The 19,089-nt window shown below is 68.9% G+C and carries 14 protein-coding genes; 6 read left to right on the forward strand and 8 right to left on the reverse strand.

What is annotated here, in order from left to right:
* Positions 1-60: 60 nt before the first annotated feature.
* Positions 61-1,767, reverse strand: a complete 1,707-nt coding sequence (locus tag ACWDR4_RS39410) for a glycoside hydrolase family 6 protein (protein WP_450415684.1) — start codon at positions 1,765-1,767, stop codon at positions 61-63.
* Between the two features lie 124 nt (positions 1,768-1,891).
* Positions 1,892-3,388, reverse strand: a complete 1,497-nt coding sequence (locus tag ACWDR4_RS39415; protein WP_450415686.1) for a cellulase family glycosylhydrolase — start codon at positions 3,386-3,388, stop codon at positions 1,892-1,894.
* Between the two features lie 275 nt (positions 3,389-3,663).
* Between ACWDR4_RS39415 and ACWDR4_RS39420 the strand changes: the two genes are divergently transcribed.
* From ACWDR4_RS39420 to ACWDR4_RS39430, 3 genes are all read left to right on the forward strand, one after another.
* Positions 3,664-6,579 carry a glycoside hydrolase family 48 protein gene (locus ACWDR4_RS39420; protein ID WP_450415687.1) on the forward strand — a complete coding sequence of 972 codons (2,916 nt, stop codon included), beginning with the start codon at positions 3,664-3,666 and terminating at the stop codon, positions 6,577-6,579.
* A gap of 153 nt (positions 6,580-6,732) precedes the next feature.
* Positions 6,733-9,393, forward strand: coding sequence for a cellulose binding domain-containing protein (locus ACWDR4_RS39425; protein WP_450415689.1), 2,661 nt, complete (start codon positions 6,733-6,735; stop codon positions 9,391-9,393).
* Between the two features lie 168 nt (positions 9,394-9,561).
* On the forward strand, positions 9,562-9,816 hold the full coding sequence (locus tag ACWDR4_RS39430; RefSeq protein WP_450415711.1) for an SCO0607 family lipoprotein: 255 nt from the start codon (positions 9,562-9,564) through the stop codon (positions 9,814-9,816).
* Between the two features lie 42 nt (positions 9,817-9,858).
* Here ACWDR4_RS39430 and ACWDR4_RS39435 read toward each other — a convergent pair whose 3' ends face one another.
* The 3 genes from ACWDR4_RS39435 to ACWDR4_RS39445 form a co-directional block, all read right to left on the reverse strand.
* Positions 9,859-11,757: a rhamnogalacturonan lyase gene (locus tag ACWDR4_RS39435; RefSeq protein ID WP_450415691.1), complete on the reverse strand. Its 1,899-nt coding sequence runs from the start codon at positions 11,755-11,757 to the stop codon at positions 9,859-9,861.
* 235 nt (positions 11,758-11,992) lie between these two features.
* Positions 11,993-12,742, reverse strand: coding sequence for a class I SAM-dependent methyltransferase (locus ACWDR4_RS39440; protein WP_450415692.1), 750 nt, complete (start codon positions 12,740-12,742; stop codon positions 11,993-11,995).
* A gap of 21 nt (positions 12,743-12,763) precedes the next feature.
* A complete protein-coding gene (locus ACWDR4_RS39445; protein ID WP_450415694.1) occupies positions 12,764-13,069 on the reverse strand; it encodes a 4a-hydroxytetrahydrobiopterin dehydratase in 306 nt (101 codons plus the stop codon).
* Positions 13,070-13,175: 106 nt separating this feature from the next.
* On the opposite strand from ACWDR4_RS39445, the gene ACWDR4_RS39450 reads away from it, so the two are divergent.
* Positions 13,176-14,021, forward strand: coding sequence for a helix-turn-helix domain-containing protein (locus ACWDR4_RS39450; protein ID WP_450415695.1), 846 nt, complete (start codon positions 13,176-13,178; stop codon positions 14,019-14,021).
* On the opposite strand, the gene ACWDR4_RS39455 is transcribed toward ACWDR4_RS39450, so the two are convergent.
* Positions 14,003-14,431, reverse strand: coding sequence for a hypothetical protein (locus ACWDR4_RS39455; protein ID WP_450415697.1), 429 nt, complete (start codon positions 14,429-14,431; stop codon positions 14,003-14,005). The two genes, ACWDR4_RS39450 and ACWDR4_RS39455, sit on opposite strands and share 19 nt — an antisense overlap.
* A 295-nt stretch (positions 14,432-14,726) precedes the next feature.
* On the opposite strand from ACWDR4_RS39455, the gene ACWDR4_RS39460 reads away from it, so the two are divergent.
* Together ACWDR4_RS39460 and ACWDR4_RS39465 are read left to right on the forward strand one after the other, a co-directional pair.
* Positions 14,727-15,590, forward strand: a complete 864-nt coding sequence (locus ACWDR4_RS39460) for a helix-turn-helix domain-containing protein (protein WP_450415699.1) — start codon at positions 14,727-14,729, stop codon at positions 15,588-15,590.
* 110 nt (positions 15,591-15,700) lie between these two features.
* Entirely contained in the window at positions 15,701-16,516 is an 816-nt protein-coding gene (locus ACWDR4_RS39465; protein ID WP_450415701.1) for an SAM-dependent methyltransferase, read from the forward strand.
* 72 nt (positions 16,517-16,588) lie between these two features.
* Here ACWDR4_RS39465 and dnaK read toward each other — a convergent pair whose 3' ends face one another.
* Together dnaK and ACWDR4_RS39475 are read right to left on the reverse strand one after the other, a co-directional pair.
* The gene (gene dnaK, locus ACWDR4_RS39470; RefSeq protein WP_450415703.1) at positions 16,589-18,460 is read right to left on the reverse strand and encodes a molecular chaperone DnaK; all 1,872 of its coding nucleotides are present in this window, start codon (positions 18,458-18,460) and stop codon (positions 16,589-16,591) included.
* A 159-nt stretch (positions 18,461-18,619) separates the two neighbouring features.
* Entirely contained in the window at positions 18,620-19,048 is a 429-nt protein-coding gene (locus ACWDR4_RS39475; protein ID WP_235473852.1) for an OsmC family protein, read from the reverse strand.
* Positions 19,049-19,089: the final 41 nt, after the last annotated feature.

Here is a 19,089-nt window from a genome sequence, read left to right on the forward strand (position 1 = left end):
GGGAACTGCGCGACCAGCCCCCACCGACCCGCAGCGAACAACCGGCCGAACCAGCGGAGCCTAAAGTGCCGGGTACGCGTTCCTCATCAGTTCCTGGAACTGCGCAGAGAACCAGTGCCCCGAAAGCGGCGAGTTCGCCAACGCCCCCGACAGGTTGTTGTTGTTCCGCGGATTACCGGTATACGTCGGGTCGCACATCCGGTCGAACCCCTTGCCCTCGTCGTTCGGAATCGCCGAACTCGACCCGTCCGACTCCCCCGGAGGCTTCATCCACACATACGCGTCGATCCCGGCAGCCGGCGCGGCCGTAGGCCGTTCACCCAGACCCGCCCCGGACTGGTTGCACCAGTTCCCGACATGGATGCGCCGGTCATAGCGCCCACCGTCGACATACGTGTCGACCGTGGTCGTCGCGCCGGGCCCGGCCGGCCGCGCAGTGCCACCCCACCCGTTCCTGGACGTGTCGATCAGCATGCCGATGCCCGCCGGGAAGCCGACCGTGACCAGCTGGTTGCGGAAGGCCTGCGCGAAGGACAGCTCGTCGGTGTACCGGTTCCAGTCCACCCACTTCGACTCGCGGACGGACTTGCCGGCCACGGTGTCGTTGATGGTGAAGTTGTTCTCCTTCAGGGCGCTGTAGTTCGCCGTGTTGGTGATGAACCCGTGCACGTCGTTCACGGTCGCGCCCTCGGCGGTGGCCGCCTGCTTGAACACATCGGCGGAGGCACCGAAGTTGTCGTCCCAGCCGATCCAGCCGTGGTGTCCGGCGTCGACGTAGTTGTAGACGTTCGGCACGTCACCGAGCTTGCCGAGCGCGTAGCCGACGCCCTTGACGTAGTTGCCGTTCGCCTTCATCACATCGCACGCGGGCGTGGCCGTGGGCCGGCTGCCGGTGTTGGTGACGAGGTTGGGCAGCGAGTCGATCTCGACGGTCGTGACGATGCGCAGGCCCGCGTACTTGGTGTCCGCGAGGATCGCCGCGATCGGGTCGATGTACGCGGTCTTGTAGCGGTCGATCTCCGTCGGGCCGAGTTCGCCGTTGGAGGCGAGGGCGGCGCAGTCGCGGCCGGGCAGGTTGTAGATGACCAGCTGGACGACGAGTTCGCCGGTGCCCTTCTGCTGGAGGGCCGCGTCGAGGTGGGCGCGCAGACCCATCCCGCCGTTGACTCCGTTGATCGCGGCGATCCGGTCCAGCCAGACGCCGGTGGGCTGGCTGGAGATCCGGCTGCCGCCCGTCTCGGCGGCGGCCTTCGCGGACCACTCCGGGTTCACGTACACCCGGGCGCCCGCGTACGGGTTGTCGACCCGGTTGGACGGCGTACCGGGACCCGGGTCGGTGCCGCCGCCGTCGTCGACGTTGCAGGTGACGCCGTCGAGGGTGAAGGAGGTCGGGAGCGCGTTCGTGCCGCTGTAGCTGCCGTTGAAGCCGAAGCTCACCGAACTCCCGGTGCCGAGCGTCCCGTTGTAGGTCTCGTTGGCGGCGGTCACGGCGGTCCCGCTCTGGGTGATCTTCGCGTTCCAGCCGCTGGTGACCTGCTGGTTGCCGGCGTACGACCACTTCACGGCCCAACTCGACTTGGCCGCGCTGTTGTTGGTGACCGTCACGGCGGCGGTGAAGCCGGTGGACCACTGGCTCTGCACCTTGTAGTCGACGGTGCAGGGGATCGCGGCGATGCCGACGTCGGCCGGTGTGGCTGCGACGGCGGCGCCGGTGGCACCGGCGACCAGCGCCATGGCGGCGAGGATCGCTGTTCTGGTACGGCTCATGAGTGCGGGTGTCCTCTCGTGTTCCGTTCGTTTTCCGGGTGGGGCGAGAAGCGCCTTGCTGTGATGGGGAGTTGGAGCACTGACCGATGAAGCGCCGGCCGATGGAGCACCGACCGATGGCGTGCTAACCGATGGCGCGAAGGTGGTCGCGCAGTCCGATACCGAAGGCCGTGGGTGTGCCGTCGTAACCGGAGATCAGGGACGGGCCGGTGGCGCAGTTCCAGGTGTTCCAGGTCCAGCCGAGGTACGACAGGGAACGGTCGTCGAACCACTTCATGACCCGGTCGATGAAGGAGTGCGCGCAGGTGTTCTCGCCGATCTCGCCCGCGACCAGCGGGACCTGGGCGGCGACCGGCGCGAGTGTCGAGTCCCAACAGCTTTCGTTGGAGCAGGAGTTGAAGTTGTAGACATGCCAGGCGGCGGCGAGATTGCCCGCCGGGTCGCTCGGCCTGTACGTCAGCCACTGGCTGAGGTCGTTGGAGTAGGCGAGCCCTCCGGCGAGGATCACGTTCTTGGCGCCGGTGGCCCGGATCGCGTCGATCAGATCCTGCATACCGGCGACCTCGTACCCGATGCCGGGGCAGGTGCCGCCGTCCCGCCAGCAGGTCCAGGCCTGGGCCGCCGTGGAGGTGGCGCGGTCCGGGTAGGGCTCGTTGAAGAGGTCGAACACGACGGCCGGGTCACCCTTGAAGGTGTTGGCGACCGAGGTCCAGAAGGCGGGCGTGTACTGCATGTCGGGCATCGGCTTCTGGCAGCTGGCGTGTACGTCGGAGCAGCCCGCCGAGTTGCCCGTGTACTGGCCCCAGGTCCAGTGCAGCTCGACCATCGGCGTCATGCCGTGCGCCTTCACCTTGGCCACCAGGTCCTTGACGGCGGCCATGTAGTTGGCGCCCGCGTACTCGGGCTTGATGTTGGACAGGCCGAGCCAGCACTCCTCGTTCAGCGGAATGCGTACGGTGTTGACGTTCCAGTCGGCGATCGCCTTCACCGAGGCGTCGTCGACGGGCCCGTCCCAGATGCCGTTGCCCTGGACGCACGCGAACTCGCCGCCGGAGCGGTTGACACCGAGCAGCCGCCGGGTGGCGCCGCCGGAGTCGACGAGCTTGTTGCCGGACACACGCAGGGTCGGCGGCCCGTCCTCGGGGACCGGCGGATCGGTGGGCGACGGAGTCGGCGTCGGGGTGGAAGTCGGGGTGGGCTCCGAATCCACGTTGCACGTCGTCCCGTTGAGCCTGAACGACGCCGGTACGGGATTGCTCCCGGACCGTGAGGCGAGGAACCCCGCGCTGACGCTCGCGCCCGTGCCCAGCGAGCCGTTGTAGCTCTCGTTGACCGCGGTGACAGTGACACCGGACTGGGACCACTTGGCGTTCCAGCCCTGGGTGACCTTCTGACCTGCGCCGAAGTCGAAGGTCAGACTCCAACTGCTGAGCGCCGCCTGGTTGTTGGTGACCTTGACGGAGCCCTGGAAGCCGGCGTCCCACTCACTGGTGACCGAGTACTCCACCGTGCACGCGGGGGTGGCTCCCGACGCCGTGAGGACCGGCGCGACCGCGGTGCCCACAAGGGCGACGGCAGCGCCGAGCACGACTAAAAGACCTGAACGCGGGGGGTGTCGCATGAGCGACTCCTTGCAGATCGGGCGCGTCGTGACGGACGCGTCGACTGATGGAACCGCTCCCACTGGTGTCAACGAAGCTAGCGCCAAGTGACGGTAAAGGACAGAGGGGTTGACGTGTTTCCATCAGATGTCGCCGTCGAATCTTTTCGACTCTTCAAACACCTTGACCCTTGACACGCCCGTCTTCAATATGGGAGCGCTCCCACTGGTTCAAGGCTTGTTGCTCTCCCCACTTCTCCACGAGCACCTCCGAGCCGCTAGGAGGAACCAGCACCATGCACCCCCGACACAGACGCCGCGTCGCGCGGCGGTTCTGGACCGCTGTCGTGGCGGCCCTCGCCCTTCCCCTGACCATGCTCGCAACAGGCACAACTCCCGCGCAGGCGGCGGCAGTTCAGTGCAGCGTCGACTACAAAACGAATGACTGGGGGTCCGGTTTCACCGCGGATCTGACGATCACCAACCGCGGTACGGACGTCATCAACGGCTGGACACTGACGTACGCCTACGCGGGCAACCAGAGGCTCAGCAATGGCTGGAACGGCACCTGGTCCCAGTCCGGCCAGACGGTCACCGTGCAGAACGCCACGTACAACGCGACGATCGCCGCCGGCGCGGCGGTCAGCACCGGTGGGCAGTTCACGTACAGCGGCGCCAACGCGGCGCCGACCTCGTTCGCGGTCAACGGCACGACCTGCGCCGGGGCCCATCAGCCGCCGGTGACCGTGCTGACCAGCCCGGCCGCGGGCGCCGTCTACTCGCAGGGTGACGCGGTGCCGATGGCGGCCACGGCAGCGGCGGCGGACAGCGCGACGATCACCAAGGTCGAGTTCTACGACGACACCACACTGCTCGGCACGGACACGACCGCGCCGTACACGTACGCGGCCACCGGGCTGGCCGTGGGCGCCCATTCACTGCTGGCGAAGGCATACGACAGCCTGGGCGCCTCGGCGCCTTCCACGCCGGTCGGCATCACGGTCGCCTCGGGTCCCGCCGTGGTCGCCGTACCGACCCAACTCGGCGTGCAGCAGGGCCAGTCGGCGACGTACGACGTGAAGCTGTCGACGCAGCCGAGCGCCAACGTGACCGTGACGACGGCCCGGGCGAGCGGCAACACGGGCCTGTCGGTGACGGGCGGTGCCTCGCTCACCTTCACACCGGCGAACTGGAACACGGCCCAGAAGGTGACCATCACCGCGAACGCGACGGGCACCGGAACGGCGGCCTTCGACTCGACGGCCACCGGCCACGCCAAGGCGACGGTCACCGTCACCGAGCTGGCCGCCTCGAAGGTGTACGACGCCCGCTTCCTGAGCCTCTACGGCAAGATCACCAACCCGGCGAGCGGCTACTTCTCCCCCGAGGGCATCCCCTACCACTCGGTCGAGACGCTGATCGTCGAGGCGCCGGACCATGGCCACGACACCACGTCGGAGGCGTACAGCTACCTCCTGTGGCTCCAGGCGATGTACGGCAAGGTGACGGGCGACTGGAGCAAGTTCAACGGCGCCTGGTCGATCATGGAGCAGTACATGATCCCCACCCATGCCGACCAGCCGACCAACTCCTTCTACAACGCGTCGAAACCGGCGACGTACGCCCCCGAGTACGACCTGCCGAACCAGTACCCGGCCGCGCTCAACACCGCCGTCTCGGTCGGCCCCGACCCGATCGCGGCCGAGCTGAAGACCGCGTACGGCACGGACGACGTCTACGGTATGCACTGGCTCCAGGACGTCGACAACGTCTACGGCTACGGCAACTCGCCCGGCAAGTGCGAGGCGGGTCCGGCGGACACCGGCCCCTCCTACATCAACACCTTCCAGCGCGGACCGCAGGAATCGGTGTGGGAGACGGTTCCGCAGCCGACCTGCGACGCCTTCAAGTACGGCGGCACGAACGGGTACTTGGACCTGTTCACCGGCGACGCGTCGTACGCGAAGCAGTGGAAGTTCACCAACGCCCCGGACGCCGACGCGCGCGCCGTGCAGGCCGCGTACTGGGCGGACATCTGGGCCAAGCAGCAGGGCAAGGGCGCCGACGTCTCGGCGACCGTCGGCAAGGCGGCGAAGATGGGCGACTATCTGCGCTACTCCATGTACGACAAGTACTTCAAGAAAATAGGGAGTTGTGTCGGACCGACGACCTGCCCGGCCGGTACCGGCAAGGACGCCTCGCACTATCTGATGTCCTGGTACTACGCGTGGGGCGGCGCCACCGACACCGCGGCGGGCTGGGCCTGGCGCATCGGCTCCAGCCACACGCACGGCGGTTACCAGAACCCCCTGGCGGCCTACGCGCTCAGCTCGTACGCCGACCTGAAGCCCAAGTCGACGACGGGACAGGCGGATTGGGCGACCTCCCTCACCCGGCAGATCGAGTTCTACCGCTGGCTCCAGTCCAACGAGGGCGGCATCGCGGGCGGCGCGACCAACAGCTGGGCGGGCCGTTACGCGACCCCGCCGGCCGGTACGCCGACCTTCTACGGCATGTACTACGACCAGCAGCCGGTGTACCACGACCCGCCGTCCAACCAGTGGTTCGGCTTCCAGGCGTGGTCCATGGAGCGGGTGGCCGAGTACTACCAGCAGACGGGCAACGCGGCGGCGAAGACCGTCCTGGACAAGTGGGTCGACTGGGCGCTGTCCAAGACGACCATCAACCCGGACGGCACATACCGGATCCCGTCGACACTCCAGTGGTCGGGCGCCCCCGACACCTGGAACGCGTCGACTCCGGGCGCCAATGCGGGACTTCACGTGACGGTGGCCGACTACACGAACGACGTGGGTGTGGCGGCGGCGTACGCGAAGACGCTGACGTACTACGCCGACCGCTCCGGTGACACCGAGGCGGCGACGACGGCGAAGGCGCTCCTTGACGGCATGTGGGCCAACCACCAGGACACCCTGGGCATCGCCGTCCCGGAGACCCGCGCGGACTACAACCGCTTCGACGACGGCGTCTACGTGCCGTCGGGCTGGACCGGCACGATGCCGAACGGTGACGCGATCAACTCGTCGTCGACGTTCGACTCGATCCGCTCCTTCTACGAGGACGACCCCAACTGGTCCAAGATCGAGGCGTACTTGGCGGGCGGCGCCGCGCCCTCGTTCACGTACCACCGGTTCTGGGCCCAGGCGGACATAGCCCTCGCCATGGGTTCGTACGCGGAGCTTCTCGAATAGCCCCCGTCAGGTCCACCAGGACCTGAGTTCCGCGTACCGCGCCGGGCGGCCCCTTCCCGCACTGGGGGTCGCCCGGCAACTCTCGCCATACGAGGAAAGCGCTTACCACCCCACTCGTACCTTCCCGAATCCCCCCACCCGGAAAGGACCCCCATGCGAAGAACCCGTATCCTCACGGCCGTACTGGCCCTGACCGCAGGCCTGTTGACCGGCGGCCCGCTCGCGCTCGCCGCCCCCAGCAGCGCTGAAGTGACCCTCGCCGCCGACACGTACACCTGGAAGAACGCCCGGATCGACGGCGGTGGATTCGTCCCCGGCATCGTCTTCAACCGGGCCGAGAGGAACCTGGCGTACGCCCGTACGGACATCGGCGGGGCCTACCGCTGGCAGGAGTCGACGAAGACCTGGACCCCTCTGCTGGATTCGGTCGGCTGGGACCGCTGGGGGCACACCGGTGTGGTCAGCCTCGCCTCCGACTCCGTCGACCCGAACAAGGTGTACGCGGCTGTCGGCACGTACACCAACAGCTGGGACCCCGGAAACGGTGCCGTGCTGAGGTCCGGCGACCGGGGCGCGAGCTGGCAACGGGCCGACCTGCCCTTCAAGTTGGGCGGCAACATGCCCGGCCGGGGCATGGGTGAGCGCCTCGCGGTCGACCCGAACAGGAACAGCGTGCTGTACCTGGGCGCACCCAGCGGCAAGGGCCTGTGGCGGTCGACGGACTCGGGGGCGACCTGGTCGCAGGTGGCGAACTTCCCCAACGTCGGCAACTACGCGCAGGATCCGACCGACACGAGCGGGTACGCCAGCGACAACCAGGGGATCGTCTGGGTCACCTTCGACGAGTCGACGGGTACGGCGGGGAGCACGACCCGCACGATCTACGTCGGGGTCGCCGACAAGGACAACGCGGTGTACCGCTCGACGGACGCTGGCGCGACCTGGTCGAGGGTGGCCGGCCAGCCCACCGGTTATCTGGCCCACAAGGGCGTACTGGACGCCACGAACGGCTACTTGTACCTGCCGTACAGCGACAAGGGCGGCCCGTACGACGGTGGCAAGGGCCAGTTGTGGCGGTACGCGACGGCGACCGGCACCTGGACGAACATCAGCCCGGTCGCGGAGGCGGACACCTACTACGGCTTCAGCGGTCTGACGATCGACCGGCAGAAGCCGGGCACGGTGATGGCGACGGCGTACAGCTCGTGGTGGCCGGACACCCAGCTCTTCCGGTCGACGGACAGCGGCGGCACCTGGACAAAGGCCTGGGACTACACGTCGTACCCCAACCGCTCGAACCGCTTCACGATGGATGTCTCGTCCTCGCCATGGCTGACCTTCGGCGCGAACCCGTCGCCGCCCGAACAGAGCCCGAAACTGGGGTGGATGACGGAGTCGTTGGAGATCGACCCGTTCAACTCGAACCGCATGATGTACGGAACGGGTGCGACGATCTACGGCACGGAGAACCTCACGAACTGGGACAGCGGCGGCCAGTTCAGCATCAGGCCGATGGTCCAGGGCCTGGAGGAGACGGCGGTCAACGACCTGGCGGCTCCCCCGTCGGGCGGAGCCGTGCTTCTCAGCGCACTCGGCGACATCGGCGGCTTCCGGCACACGGATCTCACCAAGGTCCCCTCGATGATGTTCACTTCACCGAACTTCACGTCCACGACGAGCCTGGACTACGCGGAGACCAACCCGGGGATCGTGGCCCGCGTCGGCAACCTGGACTCGGGTCCGCATGTCGCGTTCTCGACGGACAACGGCGCCAACTGGTTTGCGGGGACGGACCCTTCGGGTGTCTCGGGCGGCGGGACGATCGCGTCGGCGTCGGACGGCAGCCGGTTCGTGTGGAGCCCGGCGGGCACGGGCGTGCAGTACACGACAGGCTTCGGTACGTCGTGGTCGGCCTCGACGGGCATCCCGGCGGGTGCGGTCGTGGAATCGGACCGAGTGGACCCGAGAACGTTCTACGGCTTCAAGTCGGGCAGGTTCTATGTGAGTTCGGACGGCGGAGCAACGTTCACGGCATCGGCCGCCACAGGCCTCCCGGCCGGCGACAGTGTGCGCTTCAAGGCGCTGCCTGGCACGAAGGGCGACATCTGGCTGGCGGGCGGCGCGACGGACGGGGCGTACGGCCTGTGGCACTCCACGGACGGCGGTACGACCTTCACCAAGCTGTCGAACGTCGAGCAGGCCGACACGATCGGCTTCGGCAAGGCGGCGACGGGAGCGACGTACCAGACGCTCTACACGAGCGCGAAGATCGGCGGCATACGCGGCATCTTCCGCTCCACGGACAAGGGCACGACCTGGACACGCATCAACGACGATGCCCACCAGTGGGGTTGGACGGGCGGCGCGATCACCGGTGACCCGAGGGTGTACGGGCGCGTGTACGTGGCGACGAACGGACGCGGTGTCGTCTACGGCGAGTCGTCGGACTCGAGCGGTGGCGGGGGTGGCACGGACCCGACGCCGACCCCGACCGGGGCCTGCGCGGTGACGTACAAGGTGACCAGCGAGTGGTCGGGCGGCTTCCAGGCGGACGTGCAGCTCAGCAACACAGGCACAACTGCCTGGACGGGCTGGTCACTTGGCTGGTCCTTCCCGAACGGCCAGACCGTCTCCCAGCTCTGGAACGCCGAGTACACCCAGTCGGGTGCGACGGTGACGGCGAAGAACGTGAACTGGAACGCGAACGTGGCGGCGGGTTCGTCGGTGAGCTTCGGGTTCACGGGGAGCTGGTCGGGGGCGAACGGGAAACCGGCCGCGTTCAAGCTGGGCGACCAGAGCTGCACGGTCGTCTGAGCACCCAGGACGCGTACCTAGGGCGGTACGCGTCCTCCGTCCCGGAGTTTCTGAGTAGACGTACTCATGCCGGGATTCCTCGTGTCGCACAAGCTGGTCGCACACCACACCAAGAGGGAGTCACCTGTGCGTAGGACCAGCCGAGCCGGCCTTCTGTCGCTCCTCGCCATGACCGGCGTGACCGCCGTCGTGCTGACCGGCTGCTCGATCGAGCAGTCGAGCTGCGGCGGCGACGACTATCCGGTCCTCGCCGTGGGAAGCACCGGCAGCGCCTGTGTCCCCAACGGCGAGGAGCCCCCGAAGGGATACGTCCGCTACCCGGAGGGCAAGGTCCCCGAGCACGTCGGCGACAAGTGGGACGTCTATTGGGAGACCCACACCCTCGATGAGAGCGGCAAGATCATCAAGGCCCCCGAGGAATGAGCGGCGGCCGCCCGGAGTACGCAGGCGGCCGCCCTCACGACGTCACGGCGTATAGACCGTCGGCCTCGGTGCCGTAGGCATGCCGTTGCCGATGAAGAAGCTGGGGTGTGGGGGTTGGTTGTATGCGGTGTTCTGCCACGCGATGCCCGTGCGGTACATCGTGTCGTGGAGGAGGGTGGTGATCCTCGTCGTCGTTTCGGTCGGTGTCGAGTAGATGCGCAGGGCCGTGTTGTCGCTCGTCGCCCAGACGACCTCCTCGCGCCAGTCGCCGAAGAGGTCCCCGGAGAGCGCCGGAGTCGCCTTCGTGCTGTTGTTGGAGTGGACGGACGCGCCGGTCAGGAGGCGGGTGTCGGAGGACGTGCCGTACTTGTCGATGTGGGTGCCGTCGAGGAGTTCGCGGACCGGGTCGCCGTCCCACCAGGAGAGGAAGTTGACGGAGGAGGGTTCGCGGCCCTTCGTCGCGCCGGCCTCGTCACGGATCGACGAGTCCGAGGCCGACCAGACCTCCGCCCCGTCGTTGCCCGCCCAGATGTCCCCGGCGACTCCGCGACCGTTGTCGCAGCAGGCTGCGATGCTCCAATTGACCGTGCCGTTGGCCGGGTTGATGTACAGCTCGGCCGGCTGGGAGGTCGACTCGGAGACCTTGAAGTACTCCAGGCCCGCGTGCGCCGGGTCCAGGTCGCCGAGGTGCTGGGCGTCGCCGTGGCCCGTCTTGGTCGTCCAGAGGCCGTTGCCGTTGTCGTCGACGGCCATCGCCCCGTAGACGATCTCGTCCTTGCCGTCTCCGTCGACGTCCCCGACGGACAGGCTGTGTGAGCCCTGGCCGTCAAATCCCTTGCCGGTGTTGGTGGATGAGCTGGAGTCGAAGGTCCAGCGGCGCGTGAACGCCCCGTTCCGCCAGTCCCAGGCCGCGAGCACGGTACGGGTGTAGTAGCCGCGCGCCATGATCAGGGACGGGCGGGCGCCGTCCAAGTAGGCGGTACCGGCGAGGAATCGGTCGACCCGGTTGCCGTAGGAGTCGCCCCACGAGGAGACGGTGCCACGCGCCGGGACGTAGTCCACCGTCCCCATCGCCTTGCCGGTCTGCCCGTTGAACATGGTCAGGTACTCGGGCCCGGACAGCACGTACCCGCTCGAATTCCGGTAGTCGGCCGACGAGTTGCCGATGACGACGCCCGTCCCATCGACCGTCGCGTCCGCCGTCTTCATGGCGACCTCGGCCTTGCGGTCGCCGTCGTAGTCGTACACCTGGAACTGCGTGTAGTGCGCGCCCGAGCGGATGTTGCGGCCCAGGTCGATCCGCCAGAGCCGGGTGCCGTCGAGCTTGATCCCGTCGACGATCGTGTTGCCGGTGTACCCGGACTGGGAGTTGTCCTTGGCGTTGGTGGGCTGCCACTTCAGTACGAAGTCGAGGGCGCCGTCACCGTCCAGGTCGCCGACCGAGGCGTCGTTCGCCTCGTAGGTGTAGGCGACGCCGTCGGGGGTCGTGCCGCCGGCGGGCGGGGTGATAGGGACGTCCTTGTATCCGGTGCGGAACTGGATCGCGTGGACGGAGTCGGCCTGTTCGACGCCACCGACGACGGCACGGATCGTGTAGTCGGCCTGGGCCGGGGCGCCGGAGTGGAAGTAGTTCGTGGAGCCGGTGACCGGCGTCGAGTTGACCTTCGTACCGGCCCGGTAGACGTTGAAGGACACGTCGTTCGGGTCGGTGCCGAGCCAGCGCCAGCTGACCAGGTTGCCGTTGTCGGTGTGCACGCTGACGACACCCCGGTCGAGCGCCTCGACCTGGCGGGCGGTGGCAGCCTCGGCCGGTGCGGCGGAGAGCGACATGAGCCCTGCGGCGGCGAGAACTCCGGCGGCTACGGCGGACAGAAGGGTCCGGCGTCTCGTGCGGGTCGGGGTGAGGGGACGGGGTTGTGCGTGCGGCTGCGGGTGCTGCACGGTACCTACCTCCTGAGGGGCGGACGGGTTCCACTCGTCAGTCGCCGCCGCTCGCAAGGGAGTTGCCGCCCGGATGCGCCAAGTTGAGCCGCCGCTCCACCGGTTCGCCCGGTCGGGGATCCCGGACCGCACGGCACGCTGGGAGCATGAGATCTCGGTCCACGGCGGGGCGGCCCGGGTGCCCGACTGGACGATGGCCTTCAGCCGAGTCACCGCCTCCCGGGTGAGCCTCTTCTCAGGAGGGCCACGGCTTCCGGAACGCCCGCAGTGTGAACACCGGGTCCGGCCGGGGGCGGTCCTGGTCGGGCAGCGCCTCCAGGCGGGCGGCGAAGCCGTCGGCCAGGGGGTGGCCCGGCGGCAGCGTCATGAACCAGCCGCGCCGCAGGTCGGCGACGGCCCGGCGGGGACTGCGCCCCTGCCCGCGCCCCCGGAACCGGGCTTCCCCGGCCGGTACCAGCCCGTGCCCGACGGCATGCGCCTCGACGGCAGCCGCCGTGTCCGGCGCCGCGCGCCACGGGCGCGAGGCGAGCACGGCGTCGATGTCACTGCCCACGTTGTGCGAGGCGCCCTTGTCGACGGTGGTGACGTACACCCCGCCCGGCCGCAGCACCCGCGCGCACTCCCCGACGATGGCCCCGACGTCCTCGGGCCGCCCGGCGAGATGCAGCACCCACACAGTGGTCACCGCGTCCAACTGGCCGTCCAGAAAGGGCAGTTGACGACTGTCGGCGAGGACGACGGCACCGGGCAGCCGGGCGGCGGCCCGCCTGGCCATCGCGTCGGTGAGGTCGACGCCCGCCACCCGCATCCCGGCCCGCGCCGCGGCGAGCCGCCGGGTCACGATGCCCGTACCGCACCCCACGTCGAGCAGGCTGCGCGCCTCTTCGGGGACGAGGCTCAGCACGGCGTCCGCCGCGGCGGCGGCCCTGGGTTCGCCGCCGCGCAGGGCGTCGTACCGCTCGGCCTCCTGGTTGTAGTCCAGCACGACCGTGATCCCGTGCCCCGGTCAGCTCGCCCCGTGCCCCGGTGCGAGGTCCTCGACTCTGCGGGCCAGCGCGAAGTCGAGGTCCGTGACGGCACCGCCCGCGCTGTGGGTGTTCACGGTGAGTGACACGGTGTTGTAGCCCAGGGTGAGGTCGGAGTGGTGGCCCAGTTCCTCCTGGACCTGGGCGATGTGGACGACCAGGGCAGCCGCCGCGAAGTGCGAGCCGAGGCGGTAGGAGCGGGCGATGCGGTCTCCGTCGAGCGACCAGCCCGGCAGTTCCGCCAGCCGGTCCTCGATCTCCTTCTGCGACAGCGGTTCGTCAGGCATGGCCACGCTCCTTCCGCGATGTGGTTGCTCTCCCAGCGTGCCACAGGCCGCGCCTTCCAGCCCAGGTCAGGACGGTGCCGGGCGGCCTCTCGGCTACCGTCGTCGTATGACCACGGTCCCCACGGGCGGCGCCGCCCGCCCCAGCAGCCCCGAGGACACGGCGCACGAGGGAGTCGGACCGCTGCTGCGGGCCTGGCGGGAGCGGCGGCGCGTCAGCCAGCTCGAGCTGGCGCTGCGGGCCGACTCGTCCGCCCGGCACATCAGCTTCGTCGAGACGGGCCGCTCCCGCCCGAGCGAGGAACTGCTCCTGCGGCTCGCGGAGCACCTGGACGTCCCGGTCCGGGAACGCAACGCCCTTCTCCTGTCCGCCGGTTACGCCCCGCGCTACCGCGAGACCCCGCTCGACGACCCGGCGCTGGAATCCCTGCGCGACGGCGTCGAGCGGCTGATCCAGGGGTACGAGCCCTACCCGGCGTTCGTGGTCGATGCCACGTACAACGTCGTGGCCGCCAACCGGGGCATCCTGATGCTCCTCGACGGCCTCCCGGAGTCCCTGCTCACGCCGCCGATCAACGCGATGCGCCTGACCCTGCACCCGGAGGGCCTCGCCCCGCGCATCCGCAACCTCCGCGAGTGGCGCGGGCACCTGCTCGCCCAGATGGAACGCCAGATAGCCCTGCACCGCTCGGCACGGCTGCGCGCGCTGTACGAGGAGGTCGCCGCGTACCCGATACCGGAGACGGAGGAGAGCCCGGCGGACCGGACGGCCGACCCCATGCCCCACTTCGCACTCCCGATGCGGATCGAGCACGAGGGCCGGCTGCTCTCCTTCATCTCGTCGATCTCCACGTTCAACACCCCGATGGACATCACCGTCGCCGAGCTGGCCATCGAAACCCTCCTCCCGGCCGACCCGGCGACGGTCAAGTACCTTCACTCGATGATGAGTTGACGTGCCTTGAGGGACACGTACTGCAGCGCGGCGAACCCAGCCACGACCGCCGCTTGCAGCACCGCCCACACGGCCCCGGCCGTACTCGGTGTGAGCCACAGGGCCAACGCGACACAACTGAGCACAGCCCAGGCGAGGTTGACCTCGATCACGGCCCGCACCGGCAACACGGCGGGCCGCCCGCGCGAGGCCAGCCATCCGACCGCCCCGGCGTACACGGCCAGAACCAGGCCGAGTTCGAGCAGCAGCCCCGAGCCGACGCCGAGGAGGCGGGCGAGCGGACCGGCCGCCACCAGGTAGGCGAGCGCGTTCGCTCCGGTCACCAGCGCGTCCAGCGCCAGGAAGCGGCGCAGCATCACGGTCGGTTCGGCGGTCCGGGCGGCGAATGCGGCGAACTGGGATGCGGACATGGCGGATCACCCTCCGTCGAGGCAAAGTCGAGATCAGAGTCGAGTTCGGAGTCGAGTTCGGAGTCGAAGTCGAAGTCGAGCAACGAACGCTGGAATGCGGGGAAACCCGGGTTCCGGACCGGAGTGCGCCGCCCCGGAACCCGTTGCCGCCACTCTTCCGCGCGGGATCGCCGGGGTCGATTACCTCCCGGGTAATCCCCGTGATCCCCGTGATCTCCGTGGCTCGAACCTGTCGGGTCGGCAGCGGAACGTGACACACTGCTCGCTGTACTTCGGCGCGTAGGGGAGGCGTGGCGTGAGTGAGCGGCGGGCTGCGCCCACCGTGGGCCAAGTGGTGCTCGGGAGACGGCTCCAGGAGCTGCGCGAGGCGGCCGGACTGAAGCGGGAAGAGGCCGCGCGGGTGCTGCGGGTGGCCTCGGCGACCGTACGGCGGATGGAAATGGCCGAGGTCGCCCTCAAAATCCCGTACGTCCACGTGCTGTTGACGGCGTACGGCGTGCCCGAGGACGAGGTGGCCGTCTTCGTGGACCTGGCCGAGGAGGCGAACGAGCCCGGCTGGTGGCAGCGGTTCGCCGATGTCGTGCCGGACTGGTTCAGTCTGCATGTGAGCCTGGAGGGCTCCGCCCGGCTGATCCGGTCGTACGAACCGCACTTCGTGCCCGGGCTGTTGCAGACCCCGGAGTACGCGCGCGCCGTCATGGAGGCCGGGACGATCGGGCACACGGGCCCCGAGGCGGTCGAGCAGCATGTGTCGCTGCGGATGGCCCGGCAGAAGCTGCTGACCCGCGAACACCCGCCCCACCTCTGGGTGATCGTCGACGAGACGGTACTGCGGCGGCCCGTGAGCATCCGTGGCGAGGTCATGCGCGAGCAGCTGGACCGGCTCCTCGACGCGTCGGAGAGCGGCCATGTCACCATCCAGGTCGCCGAGTTCAGGGACGGCCCGCACCCGGGGACGTCGGCGCCCTTCGAACTGTTCCGCTTCGCCGAACCGGAACTTCCCGACATGGTCTACACCGAGTACCTGACCGGCGCGCTCTATCTGGACTCCCGCCGCGAGGTCGCCGCGCATCTGGAGGTGCTGGACCACATGACGGCGGGTGCCGCGTCGGCCCAGCGCACCAAGGAGATCATCGCCGAGTACCGCGACGGCTACTGACCCCTGCTGCCCACCGCACCGCCCCCACAGCAAGTGCTCCACGTCCCCCCACTTCCATCCCCAGGAACCGAAATCAGACCCAGGACCCAGGACTCAGGAGCACAGACGGCATGACCGGACCCGAGGGCGCAGCCACCCGTATCGACACCAGCAGACCGCACCCGGCCCGGGTCTACGACTGGTGGCTCGGCGGCAAGGACAACTACCCGGTGGACGAGGAGCTGGCCCGCAAGATCCTCGCCGTGGACGGCACGGTGCTGCGCGGCGCGCGCGCCAACCGCCGGTTCATGCGGCGGGCTACGCGGACCGCAGCCGAGGCCGGTGTCCGCCAGTTCCTGGACATCGGCACGGGCATCCCCACCGAGCCGAACCTGCACCAGGTGGCCCAGAGCGTGGCCCCCGAGTCCAAGGTGGTGTACGCGGACAACGACCCGATCGTCCTGCGGCACGCGCAGGCCCTCCTGCACGGGACGCCCGAGGGCACCACCGACTACGTACACGCCGACGCCCGCGACCCCGAGAAGATCCTGGGCCTCGCCGCCAACTCCCTGGACTTCACCCGGCCCGTCGCCCTGTCACTGGTCGCGCTGACCCACTACCTGAGCGACGACCCCGACGGCGACGACGTGCACGGTCTGCTGAAGACGTACGTCGACGCGCTCGCCCCGGGCAGCTACCTGATCCTCTCCCAGGTCACCCCGGACCTCAGCCCCGAGGCCATCGCCAAGGCAGCCGAGCACTTCCGCCGCAGCGGCACTCCCTTCTTCCCCCGCCCCCTCACCGAGTTCCACCGTTTCTTCGACGGCCTGGAACTACTCGGCCCCGGCGTGATCCCGGTCTACGGATGGCGCCCAGAACCGGAAGACGTAGAGGCCCAGGCGGAGGGAATCGTCCCGGTGTACGCAGGGGTAGCCAGAAAGCCGTGAGCAGGGGGGCGTCTTTCAGGGGCGCGGGGAACTGCGCGACAAGCCACAGCGAACCCGCACCCCGCAACGCACCTACGCCCCCGGCCCCTTCCCGCCACCCCCACCCGACTCCCGCTCGTCATCAACAATCTCCGCATCCACAACCCCCTCCTCCTCCGTCGAAGACGCCTGCGGCGACGGTTCCTGCTGAGGAGAAGCCTGCGCATACATCGCCTGTCCCATCCGCTGACTGACAGTGGCCAACTTCTCGACCCCCGCCCGCAACGCACTGATGTCGGCCTCCTCGGAGAGCAACCCCTTCACCTCGGCAACAGCCGAGGCAACCTCCGCCTTCGCCTCCCCCGGCACCCGTTCCTCGTTGTCCCGTACGAACTTCTCGGTCTGGTAGACGAGTTGCTCGGCCTGGTTGCGCGTCTCCGCCGACTCCCGGCGCCGCCGGTCCTCCTCGGCGTACTGCTCCGCCTCCCGCATCATCCGGTCGATGTCGTCCTTGGGCAGCCCCGAGCCGCCCGTGACGGTCATCTTCTGTTCCCGGCCGGTGGCGAGATCCTTCGCCGAGACATGCATGATCCCGTTGGCGTCGATGTCGAAGGCGACCTCGATCTGTGGCACGCCGCGCGGGGCCGGCGGCAGCCCGGTGAGGTCGAAGACGCCCAACTTCTTGTTGTACGCGGCGATTTCACGCTCGCCCTGGTAGACCTGGATGCCGACCGAGGGCTGGTTGTCGGCGGCCGTCGTGAAGATCTCCGAACGCCGGGTCGGGATCGTGGTGTTGCGTTCGATGAGCTTGGTCATGATGCCGCCCTTGGTCTCGATGCCGAGGGACAGCGGGGTGACGTCGAGCAGCAGGACGTCCTTCACGTCGCCGCGGATGACACCCGCCTGGAGGGTGGCGCCCAGCGCGACGACCTCGTCCGGGTTGACGCCCTTGTGGGGCTCCTTGCCGGTGAGTTCCTTGACCAGATCGGTGACGGCGGGCATCCGGGTCGACCCGCCGACCAGGATCACATGGTCGATCGCGGCGAGCTTCACACCCGCGTCCTTGATCGCCTGGCTGAAGGGGGTCTTGCAGCGGTCGAGCAAATCAGCCGTCAGTTCCTGGAACTGAGCCCGCGTCAGCTTCTCCTCAAGGTGCAGCGGTCCGTCCGCGGACGCCGTGATGTAGGGCAGGTTGACGGTCGTCTCGGACGAACTCGACAGCTCGATCTTCGCCTTCTCGGCGCCCTCGCGCAGTCGTTGCAGCGCCATCTTGTCGTTGCCGAGATCGATGCCCTGCTGCCCCTTGAAGCGTTTGACGAGGTGGTCGACGATCCGCTGGTCCCAGTCGTCGCCGCCGAGCTGGGTGTCGCCGTTGGTCGCCTTGACCTCGATGACGCCGTCGCCGATCTCCAGGAGCGACACGTCGAAGGTGCCGCCGCCGAGGTCGAAGACGAGCACGGTCTGCTCCTCGCCCCGGTCGAGTCCGTAGGCGAGGGCGGCGGCGGTCGGCTCGTTGATGATCCGCAGCACCTTCAGGCCGGCGATCTCCCCGGCCTCCTTGGTGGCCTGGCGCTGAGAGTCGTCGAAGTACGCCGGGACGGTGATCACCGCGTCCGAGACGTCCTCGCCGAGATACGCCTCCGCGTCCCGCTTCAGTTTCTGCAGCACGCGCGCGGAGAGTTCCTGGGCGCGGTAGCGGGTGCCGTCCACGGACCCCTCCTCGGGGAACCGCCACTGCCCGTCGCCCATATGACGCTTCACGGAACGGGCCGTGCGCTCCACGTTCGTCACGGCCTGCCGCTTGGCGACCTCACCGACGAGCACCTCGCCGTTCTTGGCGAAGGCCACGACGGACGGTGTGGTCCTGGCCCCCTCGGCGTTCGCGACGACGGTGGCCTCACCGCCCTCCAGAACGGCGACCACCGAGTTCGTGGTCCCCAGATCGATCCCGACCGCACGTGCCACAGCTGACCCCTTCCGCCAGGACGCTTCCCGCCCTCCACCACAAAACCTGAGTGCCTTCTCCTCAATCCTTCCTCCGGACCGGGTACCCGAAAACGACGATGCCGCGCACCTCGGACATCGAGGGGCGCGGCAGGGGGCGTGACCAGCCTTGGCCGAACGTCAGGCGAGCTTCGCCGACAGGGTGATCGTCGTACCGGTCAGGGCCTTGCTGACCGGGCAGTTCTCCTTGGCGTCCTCGGCGGCGGCGACGAAGGCGTCCTCGTCGAGGCCCGGGACGGTGCCCTCCACGGTGAGGTGGATGCCGGTGATGCCCTCACCCGGCTGGAAGACGACGTCGGCCGAGGTCGTGAGCTTGGTGGCCGGGGTTCCGGCGCCGGCGAGGGCGTGCGAGAACGCCATCGAGAAGCAGCTGGAGTGGGCGGCGGCGATCAGCTCCTCGGGGCTGGTCTTGCCGTTCGCGTCCTGGGCGCGCGACGCCCACGTCACGGGCTGCTCGGCGATGGCCCCGGAGGAGTCGAAGGTGACAACGCCGCTGCCCTCCAGCAGGTTGCCTTCCCAGACGGTGTGTGCAGAGCGCGTGGTAGCCACGATTCGTCCTTTCGCGTGTGGTCCCGATACCGGGGTTCCGT

The sequence above is a fragment of the Streptomyces sp. NPDC000878 genome (assembly GCF_053599695.1).

Excerpts from the sequence above, each read along its gene's own strand:
- ACWDR4_RS39430 (WP_450415711.1), top strand. The coding sequence starts at position 9,562 with ATGACCGGCGTGACCGCCGTCGTGCTGACCGGCTGCTCGATCGAGCAG.
- ACWDR4_RS39420 (WP_450415687.1), top strand. The coding sequence starts at position 3,664 with ATGCACCCCCGACACAGACGCCGCGTCGCGCGGCGGTTCTGGACCGCT.
- ACWDR4_RS39455 (WP_450415697.1), bottom strand. The coding sequence starts at position 14,431 with ATGTCCGCATCCCAGTTCGCCGCATTCGCCGCCCGGACCGCCGAACCG.
- ACWDR4_RS39445 (WP_450415694.1), bottom strand. The coding sequence starts at position 13,069 with ATGCCTGACGAACCGCTGTCGCAGAAGGAGATCGAGGACCGGCTGGCG.
- ACWDR4_RS39415 (WP_450415686.1), bottom strand. The coding sequence starts at position 3,388 with ATGCGACACCCCCCGCGTTCAGGTCTTTTAGTCGTGCTCGGCGCTGCC.
- ACWDR4_RS39450 (WP_450415695.1), top strand. The coding sequence starts at position 13,176 with ATGACCACGGTCCCCACGGGCGGCGCCGCCCGCCCCAGCAGCCCCGAG.
- ACWDR4_RS39465 (WP_450415701.1), top strand. The coding sequence starts at position 15,701 with ATGACCGGACCCGAGGGCGCAGCCACCCGTATCGACACCAGCAGACCG.
- ACWDR4_RS39410 (WP_450415684.1), bottom strand. The coding sequence starts at position 1,767 with ATGAGCCGTACCAGAACAGCGATCCTCGCCGCCATGGCGCTGGTCGCC.
- ACWDR4_RS39425 (WP_450415689.1), top strand. The coding sequence starts at position 6,733 with ATGCGAAGAACCCGTATCCTCACGGCCGTACTGGCCCTGACCGCAGGC.